The sequence below is a fragment of the Spirilliplanes yamanashiensis genome (genome assembly GCF_016863475.1).
Lineage (GTDB): Bacteria > Actinomycetota > Actinomycetes > Mycobacteriales > Micromonosporaceae > Spirilliplanes > Spirilliplanes yamanashiensis.
In genome coordinates, this window is the sequence record NZ_BOOY01000016.1 from 19,300 (window position 1) to 38,446 (window position 19,147).

The 19,147-nt window shown below is 76.0% G+C and carries 17 protein-coding genes; 11 read left to right on the forward strand and 6 right to left on the reverse strand.

The window, feature by feature from the left end:
* Positions 1–65 precede the first annotated feature (65 nt).
* The 5 genes from Sya03_RS10965 (at position 66) to Sya03_RS10985 (ending at position 5,624) form a co-directional block, all read left to right on the forward strand.
* Complete coding sequence (locus Sya03_RS10965) at positions 66–986, forward strand: hypothetical protein (protein WP_203938130.1); 921 nt, start codon at positions 66–68, stop codon at positions 984–986.
* Positions 987–1,053: 67 nt separating this feature from the next.
* Positions 1,054–1,869, forward strand: a complete 816-nt coding sequence (locus Sya03_RS10970; RefSeq protein ID WP_203938131.1) for a universal stress protein — start codon at positions 1,054–1,056, stop codon at positions 1,867–1,869.
* 30 nt (positions 1,870–1,899) lie between these two features.
* A complete protein-coding gene (locus Sya03_RS10975; protein ID WP_203938132.1) occupies positions 1,900–3,717 on the forward strand; it encodes a glycoside hydrolase family 15 protein in 1,818 nt (605 codons plus the stop codon).
* On the forward strand, positions 3,702–4,754 hold the full coding sequence (locus Sya03_RS10980; protein WP_203938133.1) for a glucose 1-dehydrogenase: 1,053 nt from the start codon (positions 3,702–3,704) through the stop codon (positions 4,752–4,754). The genes Sya03_RS10975 and Sya03_RS10980 overlap by 16 nt, the downstream gene beginning before the upstream one ends.
* Positions 4,755–4,838: 84 nt before the next feature.
* Positions 4,839–5,624, forward strand: coding sequence for a universal stress protein (locus tag Sya03_RS10985; protein WP_203938134.1), 786 nt, complete (start codon positions 4,839–4,841; stop codon positions 5,622–5,624).
* A 2-nt stretch (positions 5,625–5,626) separates the two neighbouring features.
* On the opposite strand, the gene Sya03_RS10990 is transcribed toward Sya03_RS10985, so the two are convergent.
* From Sya03_RS10990 to Sya03_RS11005, 4 genes are all read right to left on the reverse strand, one after another.
* Positions 5,627–8,329, reverse strand: coding sequence for a putative bifunctional diguanylate cyclase/phosphodiesterase (locus Sya03_RS10990; RefSeq protein ID WP_203938135.1), 2,703 nt, complete (start codon positions 8,327–8,329; stop codon positions 5,627–5,629).
* Positions 8,330–8,467: 138 nt separating this feature from the next.
* Complete coding sequence (locus Sya03_RS10995; RefSeq protein WP_203938136.1) at positions 8,468–9,232, reverse strand: ATP-binding protein; 765 nt, start codon at positions 9,230–9,232, stop codon at positions 8,468–8,470.
* Positions 9,233–9,290: 58 nt separating this feature from the next.
* Complete coding sequence (locus Sya03_RS11000) at positions 9,291–11,006, reverse strand: CheR family methyltransferase (RefSeq protein WP_203938137.1); 1,716 nt, start codon at positions 11,004–11,006, stop codon at positions 9,291–9,293.
* Positions 11,007–11,066: 60 nt separating this feature from the next.
* Complete coding sequence (locus Sya03_RS11005; protein ID WP_239107330.1) at positions 11,067–12,071, reverse strand: chemotaxis protein CheB; 1,005 nt, start codon at positions 12,069–12,071, stop codon at positions 11,067–11,069.
* 220 nt (positions 12,072–12,291) lie between these two features.
* On the opposite strand from Sya03_RS11005, the gene Sya03_RS11010 reads away from it, so the two are divergent.
* The 3 genes from Sya03_RS11010 to Sya03_RS11020 all read left to right on the forward strand — a co-directional run bounded on the left by Sya03_RS11010 (position 12,292) and on the right by Sya03_RS11020 (position 14,503).
* The gene (locus Sya03_RS11010) at positions 12,292–13,419 is read left to right on the forward strand and encodes a SigB/SigF/SigG family RNA polymerase sigma factor (protein ID WP_203938138.1); all 1,128 of its coding nucleotides are present in this window, start codon (positions 12,292–12,294) and stop codon (positions 13,417–13,419) included.
* 98 nt (positions 13,420–13,517) lie between these two features.
* On the forward strand, positions 13,518–13,958 hold the full coding sequence (locus tag Sya03_RS11015) for a DUF4383 domain-containing protein (RefSeq protein ID WP_203938139.1): 441 nt from the start codon (positions 13,518–13,520) through the stop codon (positions 13,956–13,958).
* Positions 13,959–14,113: 155 nt separating this feature from the next.
* Complete coding sequence (locus Sya03_RS11020; RefSeq protein ID WP_203938140.1) at positions 14,114–14,503, forward strand: DUF1761 domain-containing protein; 390 nt, start codon at positions 14,114–14,116, stop codon at positions 14,501–14,503.
* Here the strand turns inward: Sya03_RS11020 and Sya03_RS11025 are convergent.
* Both Sya03_RS11025 and Sya03_RS11030 read right to left on the reverse strand, forming a co-directional pair.
* On the reverse strand, positions 14,475–15,323 hold the full coding sequence (locus Sya03_RS11025; RefSeq protein WP_203938141.1) for an SDR family NAD(P)-dependent oxidoreductase: 849 nt from the start codon (positions 15,321–15,323) through the stop codon (positions 14,475–14,477). The genes Sya03_RS11020 and Sya03_RS11025 overlap by 29 nt on opposite strands.
* The gene (locus Sya03_RS11030) at positions 15,323–16,771 is read right to left on the reverse strand and encodes a flavin-containing monooxygenase (protein ID WP_203938142.1); all 1,449 of its coding nucleotides are present in this window, start codon (positions 16,769–16,771) and stop codon (positions 15,323–15,325) included. The genes Sya03_RS11025 and Sya03_RS11030 overlap by 1 nt, the downstream gene beginning before the upstream one ends.
* Positions 16,772–16,928: 157 nt before the next feature.
* Here Sya03_RS11030 and Sya03_RS11035 point away from each other — a divergent pair, with 157 nt between their 5' ends.
* From Sya03_RS11035 to Sya03_RS11045, 3 genes are all read left to right on the forward strand, one after another.
* Positions 16,929–17,375, forward strand: a complete 447-nt coding sequence (locus Sya03_RS11035; protein WP_203938143.1) for a PepSY domain-containing protein — start codon at positions 16,929–16,931, stop codon at positions 17,373–17,375.
* A 64-nt stretch (positions 17,376–17,439) separates the two neighbouring features.
* The gene (locus tag Sya03_RS11040; RefSeq protein ID WP_203938144.1) at positions 17,440–18,366 is read left to right on the forward strand and encodes an ATP-binding cassette domain-containing protein; all 927 of its coding nucleotides are present in this window, start codon (positions 17,440–17,442) and stop codon (positions 18,364–18,366) included.
* A complete protein-coding gene (locus Sya03_RS11045) occupies positions 18,363–19,145 on the forward strand; it encodes an ABC transporter permease (protein WP_239107332.1) in 783 nt (260 codons plus the stop codon). The genes Sya03_RS11040 and Sya03_RS11045 overlap by 4 nt, the downstream gene beginning before the upstream one ends.
* Positions 19,146–19,147: the final 2 nt, after the last annotated feature.

Below are 19,147 nucleotides of genomic sequence, written 5' to 3' on the forward strand. Positions count from 1 at the left end.
CGGCCCGCCGGGACCGGCCTTTCCGGCGTGGCCGCCCGGCGGCGGGCGTGGGTAGCGTCGGCGCCGTGCTGAGCCCTGCCGTGCGGGTCGTGGGCCCGCTGCGCGGTGTCGCCCCGGACGGGGTCCGCGCCGCCCTGGCCGGCCTGCACACCCTCGACCCGCGCCACCCCCTGCTCGGCGGCGCGCCCGACGGCGACGCGCTCGCCCGCCGGCTGCGCACGGCGGTGCGGGCGGCGCCCGGCGCCGGCCCCGCCGAGCTGGCGCACCTGCTGCTCGCGCCCGGCGCCGCCCGGGTGCTGGTCGGCGACGCGCACGTCGCCACCCGGCTGGCCGCCCCAGAGCCGATGCTGCGGGAACTGCTGCTGGCGGCGGCGCAGCGGCGGGCCGCCCGGCCGCTGCCCGTGCCGCCGCCCCGCGGGTGCCGCCCGGCGGTCCGGCCGGCGCCGCCCGACCCGCGCCCGCTGCGCGACTGGCACCCCCGGCCGGCGACCGCGACCGCCGTCGCCGGGCCGGGCGCGGCGGCGCCGGGCACGGGCGCCGCCGCGCTGACCGTGCGGGTGGCCCGCGCCCTGCGGGCCGTCGGGCTGCCACCGCACGGCGTGGGCGCCGTCGTCGACGGGCGGCGGCTGCCCGCGGCCGACCTCACCGACCCGGCCGCGGTGGCGGCGGCGCTGCGCCGCGCCCGCCCGGCGCGGCCCGACCCGGCCGTCGTCCCGCCGAGCGTCGTGGCCGCCGAGCCCCAGCCCCGCCTCACGCTGCGCCGCGCCGACCACGGGCTGCTCGCCGACCTGCCGTGGGCGGCCGGGCCGCGCGCCGACGTCACCGCGGCGGGGCACTGCCCGCCGGAGGGCGTCGTCGTGGCCGCCACGACCCTGGGCGGCGAGCTGCACCTGACGGCCACGTTCCACGCCACGACGTTCCCGGCGGAGCTGGTCGCCGCGGCGCTGCGGCTGGCCGCCGGGCAGCCGGCCCCCGGCCGCGGCTGACCACCGGCCGCCCGGGGCGGGGCTTTCGGCCCTGCCCAGGACCGCCGGGCCCGCGCAGGCTGGGCCCATGGGAACCATCGAGATCGTCGTCGGGACCGACGGGTCGGCCCCCGCCACCGCCGCCGTCCGCTGGGCCGCCGAGGAGGCCGCCCGCCGGCACGCCGTCCTGCGCATCGTGCACGCCGCCGACGCCGACGTCGGCGAGGAGATCGACGGCCTGCTCGCGCACGCCGAGTCGGTCGTGCGCAGCGCCGTCCCGCACGTGCCGGTCCGCCGCCAGATCGGCCAGGGCGACCCCGCCGACGTGCTCCTCGCCGCCGCCGCCCGAGCCGCGCTCGTCGTGATCGGCCACCGGGGCCGCGGCGGCTTCGCCAGCCTGCTGCTCGGCTCCGTCGGCCACGACGTGACCACCCGGTCGCTGTGCCCCGTCGTGGTGGTGCGCGGCAAGGTCGGCGAGCGCCTCGGCAGCCCCGTCGTGGTCGGCCTCGACGGCTCCGGCGAGTCCGCGTACGCCGCCCGGCTCGCCTTCGAGCACGCCGATGCCGCCGGCTGCGGCGTCCTGGCCGTGCGGGCCTGGCAGCCGATCACCCCGTGGGGCCCCGGCATGACCCCGCTGCCGTACGACCCGGACGCGTTCGAGGCGGCCGAGCGCGCCGCCCTGGCCACCGACCTCGCCCCGTGGCGCGAGAAGTTCCCCGACGTGCCGGTCGGCACGCTGGTGGCCCGCGGCGCCCCGGCCCCGGTGCTGGTACAGGCGTCCACATCGGCCCGGCTCGTCGTGGCGGGCAGCCGCGGGCACGGCATCGCGGGCACGCCGCTCGGCTCCGTGGGCCTGCACCTGCTGCACCACGCCGACTGCCCGGTCCTGCTCGCGCACGGCTGAAACGGCCCTCGCCGGGGTAAGCAGCCAGCCATGGCGCTGCCCATCGAGGACTACGCGATCGTCGGGGACACGCAGACCGCCGCGCTCGTCGGCAAGGACGGGTCGGTCGACTGGCTGTGCGTGCCCAGGTTCGACTCCGGGGCGATCTTCGCCGCCCTGCTGGGCACCGAGAGACACGGGCGGTGGCTGCTGGCGCCCGCCGAGGACGTGCGGGCGGTGCGCCGGCGGTACCGGGGCGACTCGCTGGTGCTGGAGACGGAGTTCGACACCGACTCCGGCACGGTGCGGGTCATCGACTTCATGCCGCCGCGCGGCGAGGCGCCCGACCTGGTGCGCATCGTCGAGGGGGTGCGCGGGCGGGTGCCGATGCGGATGGACCTGCGGCTGCGGTTCGACTACGGGCGGGTGGTGCCGTGGGTGTACCGGGAGCAGGGCGACCTGGTGGCCGTGGCCGGGCCGAACGCGGTGTGGCTGCGCACGCCCGTCGAGACGTTCGGCGAGGACCTGGCGACGCGGGCCGAGTTCACGATCGGCGCGGGCGACCGGGCACCGTTCACGCTGACCTGGCGGCCGTCGCACCTGCCGCCGCCGCAGCCGCTCGACCCGGTCGTCGAGCTGGGCGCGACGGAGGGGTTCTGGCAAGGCTGGATGTCGGCGTGCACCTACGACGGCGAGTGGCGCGAGGCGGTGGTGCGCTCGCTGCTGACGCTGAAGGCGCTGACGTACGGGCCGACGGGCGGGATCGTCGCGGCGGCCACCACGTCGCTGCCGGAGCAGCTCGGCGGGGTGCGCAACTGGGACTACCGGTTCTGCTGGCTGCGCGACGCCACGATCACGCTGCAGTCGCTGCTGTACTCCGGCTTCCAGAGCGAGGCCCAGGAGTGGCGCAAGTGGCTGCTGCGGGCCATCGCGGGCGACCCGGCCGAGATGCAGATCATGTACGGGGTGGCGGGCGAGCGGCGGCTGGAGGAGTACATCGCCGACTGGCTGCCCGGCTACGACGGCAACCCGGTGCGGATCGGCAACGCGGCCGCCGAGCAGTTCCAGCTGGACGTGTACGGCGAGGTCATGGACGCCCTGCACCAGGGCCGCCGGGCCGGGCTGAAGCGCAACGACCCGGCGTGGGGCCTGCAGGTGAAGCTGATGGAGTTCGTGGAGGCGCACTGGCGCGACCCGGACGAGGGCATCTGGGAGGTGCGCGGCGGCTCGAAGCAGTTCACCCACTCGAAGCTGATGGCGTGGGTGGCCGCGGACCGGGCGGTGAAGGCCGTGGAGACGTTCGACCTGAAGGGCCCGGCGGCGCGCTGGACGGCGCTGCGCGACGAGATCCGCGCCGACATCCTGACCCACGGCTACGACGAGCGCCGGCGCACGTTCACCCAGTTCTACGGCTCCGCGGAGCTGGACGCGGCGATGCTGATGGCGCCGCTGGTGGGGTTCCTGCCGGCCTCGGACGAGCGGATCCGCGGCACGGTCGCGGCGATCGAGTCGGAGCTGCTGCAGGACGGCTTCGTGCAGCGCTACACCCAGCCGCCGGGCGAGGGGGTGGACGGCCTGCCGTCGGGCGAGGGCGCGTTCCTGGCGTGCTCGTTCTGGCTGGCCGACAACTACGCGCTGATGGGCCGCGACGACGAGGCGCGGGAGCTGTTCGAGCGGCTGCTGGCGCTGCGCAACGACGTGGGCCTGCTGTCGGAGGAGTACGACGCGAAGGCGGGCCGGCTGGTGGGCAACTTCCCGCAGGCGTTCAGCCACGTGCCGCTGATCGACACGGCGCGCAACCTGTCGGCGCGGTCGACGGGCCCGTCGCAGGAGCGCCAGGAGGAGGGGCTGCGATGCCCGCGGGTCTGACGGTGCGGCCGGGCACGCCCGGCTCGCTGGAGCTGACCGAGCTGCCGGAGCCGGTGCCGGGCGACGGCGAGCTGCTGGTGGACGGCCTGGCCGTGGGCGTGTGCGGCACCGACCGGGAGATCATCGCCGCCGAGTACGGCACGGCGGCGCCGGGGCGCGAGCGGCTGGTCATCGGCCACGAGTCGCTGGGCCGGGTGCGCTCGGCGCCCGACGGCAGCGGATTCGCCCCGGGCGACCTGGTCGCGGGCGTGGTGCGCCGCCCGGACCCGCAGCCGTGCCTGGCGTGCGCGCACGGCGAGTTCGACATGTGCCGCAACGGCGGCTACACCGAGCGCGGCATCAAGGACCTCGACGGGTACGCGGCGCAGGCGTGGACGGTGGAGGCCGCGTACGCGGTGCGGCTGGACCCGGCGCTGGAGCGGGTGGGCGTGCTGATGGAACCGGCGTCGGTGGTGGCGAAGGCGTGGGAGCAGATCGACCGGGTGGGCGGCCGGTCGGTGTTCGAGCCGCGCACGGTGCTGGTCACCGGGGCGGGCCCGATCGGGCTGCTGGCGGCGCTGATCGGGGTGCAGCGCGGCCTCGACGTGCACGTGCTGGACGTGGTGGCCGACGGCCCCAAGCCGGCGGCGGTGCGCGCGCTGGGCGCGCGGTACCACGCGGGCCCCGTGGCGGACGTGGCCGCGAAGCTGGGCCCGGACGTCATCGTGGAGGCGACGGGCGTGCCGTCGGTGGTGTTCGAGGCGATCGCGGGCACCGGCGCGTACGGCGTCACGTGCCTGACCGGGGTGTCCCGGCCGGGCCGCCGGTCGCGGGTGGACGTGGGCGCGGCGAACCGGGAGCTGGTGCTGGAGAACGACGTGGTGGTGGGCTCGGTGAACGCGAACATGCGGCACTGGGCGGCCGCGGCGCAGGTGCTGGGCGCCGCCGACCACGGCTGGCTGGACGGCCTCATCACCCGGCGGGTGCCGCTGGAGCGTTTCGCGCACGCGTACGAGGCGCAGCCGGACGACATCAAGACGGTGATCACGCTGGGCTGACCGCCGCGGGGACGGGTCTTCCGGCCCTGCCGCACGGCGCCGCCGCGGGCGAGGCTGAGGGCAGTCCCGCCCCGAGGAGGAGCCATGCGGATCGTCGGCACGTACCCGCGCGCGGAGGTCGTCGCCGGGGTGGACGGCTCGGGCGCGAGCCTGGCCGCCGTCCGCTGGGCCGCCCGGGAGGCGCGCCGCCGCGACGCCGTGCTGCACCTGGTGCACGTGCGCGACGCCCGGGCCGGTGAGGCCGGGATGCTGTTGTCCCACGCGGAGTGCGCGGCGCGCGAGGCGGCGCCCGGGGTGCCGGTCCGGGCGCGGACGGCCGCGGGCGACCCGGCCGACGTGCTGGTGCGCGCCGCCGCGGGCGCGGAGCTGGTGGTGCTGGGCCACCACGCCGAGCCCCGACCGGTGGAGCTGCTGACCTCCGTCGGGCAACACGTCGCCTCGCACGCGCCGTGCCCGGTCGCGGTGGTCCGCGGCGCGGGGGCCCGGCCGCCGGTGTGCGGCGAGGACCGGCGCCCGGTGGTGGCCGGCCTGGACGACTCGCCCGGGGCGGCGCGCGCCCTGGGGCTGGCGTTCGAGGAGGCCGACGCGGCCGGCTGCCACCTGGTGGCGGTGCGGGCGGGCACGGCGGCGGCGGGGCTGGCCGCGCTGCTGGAGCCGTGGCGCGAGAAGTACCCCGACGTGCAAGCGATCGCGGTGGCCCGGCCCGGCCCCACGGCGCGGGTGCTGACCGAGTCGACCCACGCGGCCCGGCTGATCGTGGTCGGCCCGAGCCGGCTGGGCGGCCTGGCCGGCGCGGTGCTCGGCTCGGCCGCGCTGCACCTGCTGCGGCACGCGGACTGCCCGGTGCTGGTCGACCGCGGGACGCGCTGAGTTCAGACCGCGATCGGGCGCGCGGGCCGCCGGGCCAGCAGCCCCCCGGCGTCGGCCGCCGGCACCGGCCGGCTGAACAGGTAGCCCTGGGCCAGGTCGCAGCCCATGCGGCGCAGCGCGGCGAGCTGGTCCTCGGTCTCCACGCCCTCGGCGACGGTGGCCATGCCGAGGCTGCGGCCGAGCTGCACGATGGTGTGCGCCAGGGTGGCGGCGTCCTCCTCGTCGCCGAGCCGCTCCACGAACGAACGGTCGATCTTGAGGATGTCGACGGGGAACCGGCGCAGGTACGCCAGCGACGAGTAGCCGGTGCCGAAGTCGTCGATGGCGAGCTGCACGCCGAGCGCCTTGAGCCGGGTGAGCTGCTCCAGGTTCTGCTCGGTGTCGGTCATCAGCACGCTCTCGGTGACCTCGAGGCAGATCCCGTCGGGGCGCACCCCGGTGCGGGCGATGACGGCGGCGACCCGGCCGGGCAGGTCGTCGCGGTCGAACTGGCGCACCGACACGTTGACGGCCATCCGGATGCGGCGGCCGTGCTCGCGCTCCCAGGCGACGGCCTGCCGGCACGCCTGCTCCAGCACCCACTCCCCCAGCGGACCGATCACGCCGGTGGCCTCGGCCAGACCGATGAAGTCGCCGGGCGGCACGAGCCCGCGGGCAGGGTGCTGCCAGCGCACCAGCGCCTCGAACCCGGCGACGGCGTCGTCCAGCGCGAGGTCGACGGTCGGCTGGTAGTGCACGGTCAGCTCGTCGCGGTCCAGCGCCCGGCGCAGGTCCGCCTCCAGCTGCAGCCGGTCCATCAGGCCGGCGTGCATCCGCGGGTCGTAGCTGGCGACGGTGCCGCCGCCGGCCGCCTTGGCCCGGTACATGGCGAGGTCGGCGTTGCGCAGCAGCTGGTCGGCGTCGACCGCGTCGGCGCGGCCGGCCACGGCCAGGCCGACGCTGCCGCCCGCGTGCACGTCCTGCCCGGCGATGGGGAACGGCGCGGCCAGGGCGGCGACGATGCGGCGGGCCACCGTCTCGGCCTCGCTCAGCTCGGCGGCGGCCACCAGCACGGCGAACTCGTCGCCGCCGAACCGGGCGACGGTGTCCTCCTCGCGCACGGCGGCGCGCAGCCGGTCGGCGACCTGCACGAGCAGCTGGTCGCCGGCCGCCGGCCCGAGGGCGTCGTTGACCTCCTTGAACCCGTCCAGGTCCAGGTACAGCACGGCGACGTGGTCGGTGCGCCGGCGGCCGCGCAGCCGCTCCTGGAGGTGCTCGTGGAACAGCGCCCGGTTGGCGAGCTGGGTGAGCGCGTCGTGGAACGCGGAGTGCATGAGCTGGTCCTGCAGCTCCTTGCGCTCGCTGATGTCGCGGGTGTTGAGCACGACGCCGCGCACGTTCGGGTCGTCCAGCAGGTTCGTGACGGTCATCTCGACCTGGCGGAGGCCGCGGTCGCGGTGCCGCAGCGTCGCCTCGACGACGGTGGTGGCGTACGGGCGGGTGGCGACGGCGCGCAGCGCCTCGTGCAGGCGGGCGGCGGACTCCTGGTCGCCCATGTCGCTGATCGAGCGGCCGGTCACCTCGGCCGGCTGCCAGCCGAACACCCGCTGCACCGACTCGGACTGGTAGAGGACCACGCCGTCCAGCCCGACCACCGTGACGACGTCGGAGCTGTGCTGCACCAGGGCGTGGAAGCGCTGCTCGCTGGCGGACAGCTCGGCGGTGCGGGCGGCGACGCGGGCCTCCAGGTCCCGGGTGAGGGCCCGGTTCTCCAGCAGGGTGAGCAGCTGGCGCACCCCGATGAGCACGATGACCGCCGCCCACACGTACATGATCAGCCGGTCGAACCGCGGGTAGTTGAGGCAGGTGACGACGACCGCGGCGAAGACGGCCGCGTACGGCAGCATGACGCCCACCGGGCGCTCGTCGGCGCCGGCGACCACGACGGGCCGGGCGTCCGGCTTCCGCAGCGCCGCCAGCATGATGAGCAGGAAGCCGCCGGACCAGCCCGCGTCGAGCATCCCGCCGGACTGGAACGCGCCGACGATCGTCACGTACGCGTAGCCGCTGTCGGCCACCGCGATGACGAGCATGCCGGCGCCGATGAGCGACAGCGGCACGTCCCGCACGCCGACGCGGCGCAGCAGCACCAGCATGTACAGCACGACGGTGACGATCATGACGTCGTGCAGCGGGTAGGCGAGGATGGCGGCCTTCGTCAGACCCGCCGCCCGGCCGCCGATCAGCGGCTTCATCAGCAGGATGTAGCTGATGAGCAGCGCCGAACCCCCGAGCACCAGGCCGTCGAGGACGCCGCGGCAGCGCTGCGCCGGGCTCTGCCGGATGCCCGGCAGCAGCAGGACGCCCGCCGCGGCGAGCGGCGCGAAACCCAGGTAGCCGACGTCCGGCAGCGACGGGAACGGCACCCCGACCCCGTTGACCGTCTCCGACCAGAACCAGCCCACCTGCCCCAGCGCCCACGACAGCACCCCGGAGCCGAGCACGGCCCAGGCGAGGCGGCGACGGCCGGCCGAGCGGACGGCCCGGGTCAGGGCGGCGATCGCGGCGGCGGCGGAGGCCAGCAGGTTGCCGGCGTTCGCGACGTCGCGGGCGATCACGTCGCCGCCGATGTTGGCCTCCAGCAGCAGCCCGTAGCCCAGCACGGCCGCCGCGAGCAGCGCGCACCCCACCACCCACCGGCGGTCGGCGCGGGGCTCGGCGGACATGGGGCACTCCGGGCGGTACGAGGGACGGTGGACGCTGCCTGTGAGATCGGGTGCAGAGCCGCCGAGCTGAGTTTTCCCTGTACCCATGGACGCCCGTGACCGCGCCGCGGGCCGCCCGTGCGGGGCGGGCCGGCCCCGTCAGGCGTCGCCGGCGGGGTCGCCGAGCGGGAAGCTCGCCCACACCACCTTGCCGCCGGCCGTGGGCAGCGATCCCCAGTGCAGGGCCAGGGCCGCCACCAGCGGCAGGCCGCGCCCGCCGTCGCGGCCGTCGGCCGACGGGCCGGGGGTCGGACGGATCACCGGCTCGTCCGGCGAGCCGTCCTGCACGGCGACGAGCAGGTGGCGCGGGCGCAGCGACAGCCGCAGCGTCACCATCGTGCGGGCGTGCTGCACCGCGTTGCTGACGAGCTCGCTGACCGCCAGGCTGGCCGGGAAGACGAGGTGCGGGATCTCCCACCGGACGCACGCGTCGGTCACCAGGTCGCGGGCGTGCCGGGCGGCGCCGGCCACGGGCAGCAGCTCGTCGGAGACCGTCTGCGGCGGAACGTGCCGCCGGGCGATGTCCGCCCGCGCCGCGACGACACTCGGGTGCACGGGCAGCCGCCGGTGGATGCCCCGGCTCAGGGCGGCCGCCAGCACGGGCGCCGGGGCGCACAGCGCCACGGGGATGCCCGGCCACATGGCCGCCTGCCGGCCGACGGCGGTGAACACGGTGAGCGCGAGCGGATCGGTCAGGCGCACCCGCGCCAGGTCGACCAGCACGGCCGCCGGCTGCTCCGCGAGCGCCTTCAGCAGCGTCAGCCGGAGCTTCGGCGCCGACTTCCGGTCCAGCGTCCCGGTCGCCGTGAGCACGCGACAACCGGCGTCGTCGTCCTCGGCACTGAAGCTCAAGGAGCCGGACATAGGCGCCTCCTGTCGGCCCGGGTCCGCGTCGGGTTCCCGGTCCCCGCCTCCGCAAACGTCAGACGATGGCCGCATCGGACCCGGCCGGCTCGTCGGTCTCCATCACCACGATCGCGCCGGTGACCTCGCCGTTCGCCCCGTTCAGCGGCGCGCACGACACCCGGACCGTCACCGCCCGGCCGCGCCGGTCGACCGCCTCCAGCCGCACGGTCGGCACGTCGCGGTCGCCGGTCAGGGCCCGCTTCAACGGCGGGCGCACGTGCGCGATGGGCGGCCCGATGTCGAGGTTGAGCAGGTGCCGGTCGACGACCGCCACGCCGGCGCGCAGGCCGGCGAAGACGGCGTCGAGGAACGCGTTGGCCCGGTCCAGCTCGGCGGTGCTCCGGTGCAGCTGGTCGTTCATGCTCTGGAGCTCGTCGTTGGTCGACTGCAGTTCCTCGTTGGTGGTCTCCAGCTCCTCGACCGTCGACTGCAGCTCCTCGTACGCCGACTCCAGCTCGCGGTTGGCGTGCTCCAGCTCGTCGCGCAGCCGGCGGGCCGCCGTCACGTCGTGGAAGATGAGCGCGACGCCGAGCAGGCTGGAGTCGCCGCTGACCAGGGGGTTGATCTGCACCTCGAGGTGCAGCGCCTCGGCGCCGGGGCGGGCGTACTCGATGTCGGTCAGGCGCAGCGGGCGCCGCTCCACCTGGGCCTGCTCGATGTACTTGCGCAGGTCCGCCGGGCGGTAGGAGATCTCCAGGTCGCGGAACGGCCGGCCGACGTCGCGGGCCGACACGCCGAACAGGGTGTCCGCCCGCCGGTTGCTGAGCGCCACCAGGCCGTCGGCGGTCACGATCACCTGCGCCACCGGGTCGGCCCGGAACGCCTCGCCGCGCAGCTGGTCGAGGCCGACGAGGCCGTGCCGTTCGGCCGGGGCGCTCGGCTCTCCGAACGCGGCGCCGTTGGGCGCCGCCGGGCGCGGCACCTTGCGGAACACCCGGCGCTTGAGATCGGCCGGCACGAACACGGAGCCGTGACTGAGCAGCATCTCGGCCTTGCCGAGGAACAGCGCGCCGCGGTCGACGAGGGCGAAGTGGAACCGGTTGAGGATGCGGGCCTGGGTCTCGGCGTTGAAGTACATCAGCGTGTTGCGGCACGACAGCACGTCGATGCGCGAGATTGGCGCGTCCTGCACCAGGTCGTTGCGGCCGAAGATGACCGAGCGGCGCAGGTCCTTGCGGAACACGAACCGGTTGCCGGGCTGCGGCTCGAAGTAGCGCTCCAGCAGCTCGGGCGGCACGGCGGCGGCCGCGCTGCGCTCGTCGTAGGAGGCGTGCCGGGCCTCGTCGAGCTGCACCTCGTCGACGTCCGTCGCGTAGATCTTGACCCGCTGCCGGAACTGCTCGGGCCCGAGGATCTCGGCCAGCAGCATCGCCAGGGTGTACGCCTCCTCACCGGACGCGCAGCCGGCGCTCCACAGCCGGATCGGGGTGGCCGCCGGCTTCTCCGCCACCAGCGGCTCCAGCACCTCGGCCCGCAGGTAGTCCCACGCCTCGGCGTCGCGGAAGAAGCCGGTGACGTTGATGAGGACCGTGTTGAACAGGGCGGTGAACTCGTCCGGGTGCACCTGCAGGTGATCGAGGTACTCGCCGTAGTCGGCGATCCGCAGCGTCGTCATCCGGCGGCCGACCCGGCGCATGAGGCTGGATCGCTTGTAGCCGGTGAAGTCGAAGCCCCGGGCCTCCTTCAGGTACGTCAGGAGTGCCTCGAACCGGGGATCCGTCGGGGGCGTCATCGGGTGCCGGCCTTCCGCCTTGCGTCGCGTGCCCGCTGACGCTACCGCAACCCGGCGCCGTCACCGCTGTTCGGCGGGCGCGGGCCCGGGCTCCTCCACCGGTGGGCTGCCGAGCTCGTCGATGAGGCGCCGGATCAGCCGCCCGGCCTTCTCGGCCTCCCGCGCCGAGCGGTCGTAACGGTCGCTGACGTGACCGCCGCTGTGGCCGTCGGCCATCCGGCGGCTCAGCGCCGCCTTCTCCTCCAGCGCCCGCAGGGCCATCCACAGCGCCCCCTCGGTGGCGACGGCCTGCTCGTCGAGCAGGCTCTCCGGCGACCAGGCGTGGCCGACGCGGCAGCGGAACCGGGGCAGCGGCTCGTGGCCGAGCTCGTGGAGCGAGCCGCCGCAGCTGGGGCAGCCGTAGCCGGCCGGGGCCACGGGCAGGTCGGCGGTGGTGACGTCGGCGAGGTCGCTCATGGCCACCTCGAGGTCGAGCTGCGGGTCCGGCCGGTCGTCGGCCGGCGTCGGGTCGGGCAGGCTCATGGCGGTGATCCCGGTGAGGAGGCCGCCGATCTTCGCGGCGGGCAGGACGTGGTCGGGGGTGGCGCGGGCCAGGGCGGCCGCAGGCATGCTCGGGAACAGGGCGTCGGCCGGGTCCTGCACGACGGTCAGCCCGCCGTGCGCGGCGACCGTCTGCAACCCGGCGGCGCCGTCGTCGCGGGAGCCGGACAGGACGACCGCCACGACCCGGCGGCCGTAGGCGCGGGCGGCGGACCGGAACAGCGGGTCGATCGCCGGGCGGTGGCCGTTCTCCGACGGGCCGTGGCTGAGCCGGATGCGCCCGCCGATGACCAGCAGGTGCCGGTCGGCGGGCGCGACGTAGACGCGGCCGGGGCGCAGCTCCTCGCCGTCGACGGCGTGCCGCGCCGGCAGCGGCCCGGCCCGGTCGAGGATCGCCGGCAGGGCGCTGGGCGCGTCGTGCGGCACGTGCAGGACCACCAGCAGTGCGCCCGGGAAGTCCGGCGGCAGACCGGCGACGAGCGCCTTCAGCGCCTCCACGCCGCCCGCCGACCGCCACCACGTCACGTTGCCTCATCGATTCACCCAATCCTCACCGCTCACCGGTGGCAAGCGACGGCCGCACCTGGCGGCATCCGTGCGCGGATGATGTTCCGGGGCGACGTTTGCGACCGGCGCGGCCGGGCAACCCTGGGGTCGACGTCTGCTGATGTGCTACACAAACCGGGATGATTCCCCCCCCCTTACGCGGTGGGAACAAGGTGGCTTCACCGGAGGGGAACGAGAGATGCCCGATCCCACCCAGGTCAGACTCCGGGTCTCCGAGGCCTTCGAGGACCTCGACGAACTGGCGGAGCGGTACGCCGCGGACGCGGCCGGCCTCCCCGACGAGGCCCGGCGGCCCCTGCGTGACGAGCTGATCGACCGCTCGCTGCCGTTCGCCCGCCGCCTCGCCGGCCGCTACCGCAACCGCGGCGAGCCCGCCGACGACCTGGCGCAGGTCGCCTGCCTCGGCCTCGTCAAGGCCGTCGACCGCTACGACCCGAGCCGCGGCTCCTACACCGCCTACGCCACCGCCACCATCTGCGGCGAGATCAAGCGCCACTTCCGCGACCGCACCTGGGGCGTGCACGTGCCGCGCCGGCTGCAGGACCTCTCCCTCGCCGTCGGCCAGGCCACCCGCACGCTCACCGCGACCCTGCAGCGCACGCCCACCTCCGCCGAGATCGCCTCGTACCTCGACATCGGCGAGGCGGACGTCGCCGACGCGCTCGAGTCCGCCGCCGGCTACTCCCCCGCCTCGCTCAACACGCCGCTCGGCGAGGGCGGCGCGGAGATCGGCGACCTCGTCGGCCACGTCGACGCCGGCATCGGCCTGGTCGACGACCGGCTCACCGTGGCCCGCCTCATCTGCCGGCTGCCCGCCCGCGAGCGGCGCCTGCTGGCCCTGCGCTTCTACGGCAACCAGACCCAGTCGCAGATCGCCGAGGAACTGGGCATCTCCCAGATGCACGTCTCCCGGCTGCTCACCCGCGCCCTCACCTGGCTGCGCGAGGCGATGCTCAGCGACACGCCGCCGCCCTGGGACGGCGCGCCCGACGCCCACGACAGCCGCCTGCACCTGGCGGTCTCCGTCGGCGGTGGCACCGTCACCGTCGTCGTCCGCGGCGAGGTCGACCGCGACAACGCCGACGAGCTGCGCCGCGCGCTGCTCGGCGCCATCAGCGCCGGCGCCGTCGACCGCCTCGTCGTCGAGTGCGCGGCGATGCCGCTCATCGACGCCGCCGGCATCGGCGTGCTCGTCGCCGTCCACGAGGCCGCCCGGGTGCGCCACACCACCGTGCAGGTCGCCGGGCTCCAGCCGCACGTCGCGCAGATCTGCGCCATCTCGGGCCTGAGTTCGCTGCTGGTGTGACCACCGGTCGCGATCCACATCGGATCGTCGGAGGGGTTTGCGGCACCGCTACGCGGGAATGCACCGCCGTCAGAACTCCCACGGAGGTGTGAAGGACCATGGTAGCCAGATCCCATTCGACCGGCGAACGATCCCTCGTCCGCACGGCCGCTCTCGTTGTCGCCGCCACGTTCGCGCTCGTCGGCGTCCTCGGGTTCATCCCGGGCATCACGACGAACTACGACACGATGCAGTTCGCCGGGCACGAGTCCGAGGCGATGCTGCTCGGCGTCTTCCAGGTGTCGATCCTGCACAACATCGTCCACCTGCTGTTCGGCGTCGCCGGGTTCGCGCTGGCGCGCACGGTCCCCGGCGCCCGCAACTACCTCATCGGCGGCGGCGCCGTCTACCTGGTGCTCTGGCTGTACGGCCTGGTCGTCGGCCACGAGAGCGCCGCCAACTTCGTCCCGGTCAACACCGCCGACGACTGGCTGCACTTCTTCCTGGGCGCCGGCATGATCGCCCTGGGCTTCCTCACCACCCGCCGCACCACCCGCTGACGACACGGGGCCGCCGGCGCGCCTGCCCTGCGGGGCGGGGCGCCGGCGGCCCTGCGTGTGCGTGGGTGCCGCCCGCCGTGTCGAGAACCGGCGGGCGGCCTCGACCCCCGATCGACGGCGCCCGACCGGGCGCCCCGATCCGGGGAGCACCCACCATGACCTCGACCGTCCTCGCCGCCGCCGTCGCCACCGTGGCGGCGTTCCTGCTCGGCGCCGCCTGGTACGCCGCGTTCGGCGCCACCCTCGCCCGGCTCAGCCCCGCCCACGCCGGCGACCGGCCCGCCCGGGCCCGCGACCCGCTGCTGGAGCTGCTGCGCTGCGCCGTCCTCGCCACCGTCGTCGTGATCCTGCTGCGCCGCCTCGACCCCGGCGGCGCCGCGGCCGCCGCCGGCACCGGGCTGCTGCTGTGGGCCGGCTTCCCCGCGGTGCTGCTCGCCGGGTCGGTGCTGCACGACGGGGTGCCGTGGCGGCCGGCCGCCGTCCACGCGGGCGATTGGCTGGTCAAGCTCGTGGTGATCAGCCTGATCGCCGGGCTGTGGCCCTGACGGCCCGGTCGGCCGTGCGGCGGGCGGCCCGCTCGATCAGCCGCCCGTACGAGCCGGGCAGCAGCCGGGTGAGCGCGTCCGGCAGCTTCGCCGACCAGCCCACCAGCACCCGGGCGCGGCGGCGCTCCGCCGCCCGCAGGATCACCTCGGCGGCGCGGGCCGGGTCGATGCGCAGCAGGCGGCTGAACTCGCGGGTGCCGGCGGCATGCTCGGCCTCCTCGACGCCGCTGCCGCGCCGGGCGGTGGCCGCGATGGCGGTGTTGACGCCGCCCGGGTGCACCACGGTGACGCCCACCCCGGCCGGCGCCAGCTCCTGGCGCAGCGCCTCGGAGAACCCGCGCACCGCGAACTTGCTGGCCACGTACGCGGTGTTGCCGGCGACGGCGGCGATGCCGAAGATGCTGGACACGTTGACGATGTGCCCGCCGCGCTCGACGGCGGGCAGCAGGGCGTGGCACAGCAGCACGGTGGCGCGGAAGTTGACGTCCATCACCCAGCCGAACTCCTCGGTGGTGACCTGGTCGAACCGGCCGCTGAGCGCCACGCCCGCGTTGTTGACGAGCAGCCGGATCCGCGGGTGCCGCTCGCGCACCGCGGCGGCCACCGCGGCGACGGCGTCCGCGTCGGCGAGGTCGACGACGTGGGTGGTCACCGGCACGGCGCCGAGGCGGGCCGCCACGGCGGCGAGGCCGTCGGCGTCGCGGTCGAGCAGGACCAGGTGGGCGCCGCGGCGGGCCAGCGACGCCGCGAGCGCGCGGCCGATGCCGGAGGCGGCCCCGGTCACCACGGCGGTGCCGCCCGCCAGGTCGAGCCGGCGCATCACGGCACCCGGGCCGGGGCCGGGGTGAACACGAGGCCCTCGTCGTCGACCGGGCCGTGCCGCAGCAGGCGGACGTCGCGGGCGTAGTCCTGGTGCAGCCGCCACGGGGTGACCCGGCCCTGGCGGGGCAGCCGGGCGGCGCTGCGCAGCACGTACCCGGAGGTCAGGTCGATGAGCGGGTCGGTGCCGCCGCCGGGCGGCGCGGCCGGCGTGGCGACGGCGGCGCCGGTCCGCTCCAGGTGGGCGAGCAGGCGGCACACGTGCTCGGCGACCAGGTCGGCCTTCAGCGTCCACGACGCGTTGGTGTAGCCGAGGGTGAACGACAGGTTGGGCACGCCGGACAGCATCATGCCCTTGTAGGCGACGGTGCCCGGCACGTCGACCTCGGCCCCGTCGACGGTGAGCGCGAGGCCGCCGAAGGCCAGCAGGTTGAGGCCGGTGGCGGTGACCAGCACGTCGGCGTCGACGGCGCCGCCGGAGGCGAGGCGGACGGCGCCCGGGTCGAAGCCCGCGATCGTGTCGGTGACGACGGAGGCGCGGCCGCCGGACAGGGCGCGGAACAGGTCGCCGTCGGGCACCAGGCACAGCCGCTGGTCCCATGGGTCGTAGCGGGGCGCGAAGTGGACGTCCACCGGGTAGCCGGCGGGCAGCTGACGGCGGGCGCCGCGGCGCAGCAGGGCCCGCACCAGGCGCGGCGCCCGGCGGCTGAGCCGGTAGAACGCGCCGGTCGTGCGGGTGTTCTTCCACCGGATCAGCCGGTACGCGCGCTCCGGCGACAGGCGCGCGCGCAGCAGGGCGGCGATCCGGTCGCGGGCCGGCATCGACAGCACGTAGCTGGGTGAGCGCTGCAGCATCGTGACGTGCGCGGCGCCGCGCCGGGCCAGGGCGGGCACGAGGGTGACCGCGGTGGCGCCGCTGCCGACGACCACGACGCGGCGGCCGGTCACGTCCAGGCCGGCGGGCCAGTGCTGCGGGTGCACGACCGGCCCGGCGAACGCCTCGACGCCCGGCAGCGGCGGCGTGTAGCCCTCGTCGTAGCGGTAGTAGCCGGTGCACAGCCACAGCCACGTGCAGGTCAGCTCGGTGCCGGCGGCGGTGGTGACGGTCCACCGGCCGTCCGCCCAGGCGGCGGTGACGGCGCGCTCGCCGTACCGGACGGCGGTGTCGACGCCGTGCTCGGCGGCGGTGGCGCGGATGTAGTCGAGGATGGTGGCGCCGTCGGCGATCGACGTCTCCGCCGTCCAGGGGCGGAAGGCGTACCCCAGGGTGAACATGTCGGAGTCCGAGCGGACGCCGGGGTACCGGAACAGGTCCCACGTGCCGCCCGGCGCGTCGCGCGCCTCGAGGATCGCGAACGTGGTGCCCGGGCGGTCGAGGGTGAGGCGGCAGGCGGCGCCGATCCCGGACAGCCCCGCCCCGACGATGAGGACATCGACGTGCTCGGTCATCGTCCGACCGTACCGGGAAGGCGGCGCCGCCCGGGCATCCGCGATCGGGCCGGGCCCCGGCCAGATTTCTGCCAGGGGACGGCCAGGAACGCGGCGCGGCCCGGCCGCCGGGCCCCGCCGGCCCGTACCTCCCGCCGACGGATCCAGGGAGGTCGGTATGCGCAAGGCGGTCGTGGTCACTCTCATCGGCGCGGGGCTCGCGGTGGCCGGATCGGCGGTGGCCGGCGCGGCCGTCGACCTGGGGCGGCTGCCGGCGGTCGGCGCGCCCGGGCCCGCCGCTCCCCCGGCGGACCCGCCCCCGCCCGCGGAGGAGGCGCCGCCGGCCGAGGAGGCGCCGCCGGCCGAGGAGGCGCCGCCCGCGGACGAGGCGCCGCGGGGCTTCGAGCTGGAGATCGATCCCGAGCTGGACGCGCAGTTCGGCCCGCGGGCGGTGAACGCCGCCGACGCCGCGGTGATCGTCGAGGAGGCGTTCCCCGGGGCCCGGGTGACCGAGGCGGAGCTGGACGAGCGCGACGGCGGCCCGGTCTGGGAGATGACGTTCGAGCTGGGCGGCGACGAGCGCGAGGTGGAGGTCGACGCCGACGACGGCCGGATCCTCGACTGACCCTTCCATTCTTGTACGGCGTACAGCTATAATCTCGTACGTCGTACAAGAATGGAGTGTCCGCATGATCCACACGCGCGGGTTGCGCAAGCGCTACTCCGGCCGGGTCGCGCTCGACGGCCTGGACCTCGACGTCGCCGCCGGCACGGTGCACGGCCTGCTCGGGCCCAACGGCGCCGGCAAGACCACCGCCGTCCGCATCCTCACCACCCTGCTGCGCCCCGACGGCGGCACCGCGGAGGTGGCCGGGCACGACGTGCGGTCCCGGCCGGACGCGGTGCGGGCGGCGATCGGGCTGGTCGGCCAGCACGCCGCCGTCGACGAGGTGCTCACGGGCCGGCAGAACCTGGTGATGTTCGGCCGGCTGCACCACCTCGGCGCGGCCCGGGCCCGGGCGCGGGCGGACGAGCTGCTCGACCGGTTCGACCTGACCGGGGCCGGCGCCACGCCCCTGGCGGCGTACTCCGGCGGCATGCGGCGGCGGCTCGACCTGGCGGCCGGGATGATCCGGGCGCCGAAGGTGCTGTTCCTCGACGAGCCGACCACCGGGCTCGACCCGCGCGGCCGCACCGAGGTGTGGGCGGCGGTGCGCTCGCTGGTGGCCGACGGCACGACGGTGCTGCTCACCACCCAGTACCTGGAGGAGGCCGACCAGCTCGCCGGCCGCATCTCCGTGGTGGACGCGGGCCGGGTCGTCGCCGACGGCTCCCCCGACGAGCTCAAGAGCGCCCTCGGCGGCGACCGGCTCGACGTGGTGGCGGCCGACCCGGCCGGCGTGCCGGCGGTGCGGGCCGTGCTGGCCGCGCACGGCGAGCCCGAGGTGGACGCCGACGAGCGGCGCGTCAGCGTGCGGGTGGCCGACCGGGTCGCCGCGCTCACCCGGGCGGCCGCCGACCTGGACGCCGCCGGCGTCGCGGTGCACGACATCGCGCTGCGCCGCCCCACCCTCGACGAGGTCTTCCTCGACCTGACCGCGAAGGAGCACGCGTGATCTGGGCGCTCGCCGACGGGTGGACGATGACCCGCCGCAACCTCACCCACTGGACGCGCCGGCCCGGGCAGGTGATCGTCGGCCTGCTGTTCCCCGTGCTGCTGGTGCTCATGTTCGGGTTCCTGCTGGGCGGCGGCATGGCGGTGCCCGGCGGCGGCGACTACCGCGAGTACCTGCTGCCCGGCATGTTCGCGCTGACCATGGTGTTCGGCATCGAGACGACGTTCGCCGCCGTGGCCCAGGACGCCGACCGCGGGGTCACCGACCGGTTCCGGTCGATCCCGATGGCGCGCTCCGCCGTGGTGGCCGGGCGCAACGCCGCCGACATGCTCAACGCCACCGCCGGCCTGCTGGTCATGCTGCTGTGCGGGCTGGCGGTGGGCTGGCGGTGGCACGAGGGGCTCGCCTCGGCGGCGCTGGCGGTGGCGCTGCTGCTGTGGCTGCGCTTCGCGATGCTGTGGGTCGGCATCTGGCTGGGCCTGGTCAGCCGCAACCCGGAGCTGCTCACCGCCGTGCAGATCCTGGTGTGGCCGGTCGGCTTCCTGTCCAGCGCGGTCACCTTCCCCGCCACGATGCCGGCGTGGCTGGGCGCGGTCGCGGAGTGGAACCCGCTGTCGGCGACGGCGAACGCCGCCCGCGAGCTGTTCGGCAACCCGGCCGCGGGCGGCGACGGCTGGGCGGCGCAGCACCCGGTGCTGCTGGCGGTGCTGTGGCCGGCCGTCCTGGTGGCGGTGTTCCTGCCGCTCGCGGTGGCCCGGTGGCAGGCCCTCGATCGATGACC

What these genes read in the sequence shown, in the direction of transcription:
- Sya03_RS10975 (WP_203938132.1), top strand. Translation starts at nt 1,900, where the DNA reads ATGGCGCTGCCCATCGAGGACTACGCGATCGTCGGGGACACGCAGACC.
- Sya03_RS11015 (WP_203938139.1), top strand. Translation starts at nt 13,518, where the DNA reads ATGGTAGCCAGATCCCATTCGACCGGCGAACGATCCCTCGTCCGCACG.
- Sya03_RS11025 (WP_203938141.1), bottom strand. Translation starts at nt 15,323, where the DNA reads ATGCGCCGGCTCGACCTGGCGGGCGGCACCGCCGTGGTGACCGGGGCC.
- Sya03_RS11030 (WP_203938142.1), bottom strand. Translation starts at nt 16,771, where the DNA reads ATGACCGAGCACGTCGATGTCCTCATCGTCGGGGCGGGGCTGTCCGGG.
- Sya03_RS10980 (WP_203938133.1), top strand. Translation starts at nt 3,702, where the DNA reads ATGCCCGCGGGTCTGACGGTGCGGCCGGGCACGCCCGGCTCGCTGGAG.
- Sya03_RS10985 (WP_203938134.1), top strand. Translation starts at nt 4,839, where the DNA reads ATGCGGATCGTCGGCACGTACCCGCGCGCGGAGGTCGTCGCCGGGGTG.
- Sya03_RS11000 (WP_203938137.1), bottom strand. Translation starts at nt 11,006, where the DNA reads ATGACGCCCCCGACGGATCCCCGGTTCGAGGCACTCCTGACGTACCTG.
- Sya03_RS10970 (WP_203938131.1), top strand. Translation starts at nt 1,054, where the DNA reads ATGGGAACCATCGAGATCGTCGTCGGGACCGACGGGTCGGCCCCCGCC.
- Sya03_RS11040 (WP_203938144.1), top strand. Translation starts at nt 17,440, where the DNA reads ATGATCCACACGCGCGGGTTGCGCAAGCGCTACTCCGGCCGGGTCGCG.
- Sya03_RS11020 (WP_203938140.1), top strand. Translation starts at nt 14,114, where the DNA reads ATGACCTCGACCGTCCTCGCCGCCGCCGTCGCCACCGTGGCGGCGTTC.
- Sya03_RS10990 (WP_203938135.1), bottom strand. Translation starts at nt 8,329, where the DNA reads ATGTCCGCCGAGCCCCGCGCCGACCGCCGGTGGGTGGTGGGGTGCGCG.
- Sya03_RS10995 (WP_203938136.1), bottom strand. Translation starts at nt 9,232, where the DNA reads ATGTCCGGCTCCTTGAGCTTCAGTGCCGAGGACGACGACGCCGGTTGT.
- Sya03_RS11035 (WP_203938143.1), top strand. Translation starts at nt 16,929, where the DNA reads ATGCGCAAGGCGGTCGTGGTCACTCTCATCGGCGCGGGGCTCGCGGTG.
- Sya03_RS11010 (WP_203938138.1), top strand. Translation starts at nt 12,292, where the DNA reads ATGCCCGATCCCACCCAGGTCAGACTCCGGGTCTCCGAGGCCTTCGAG.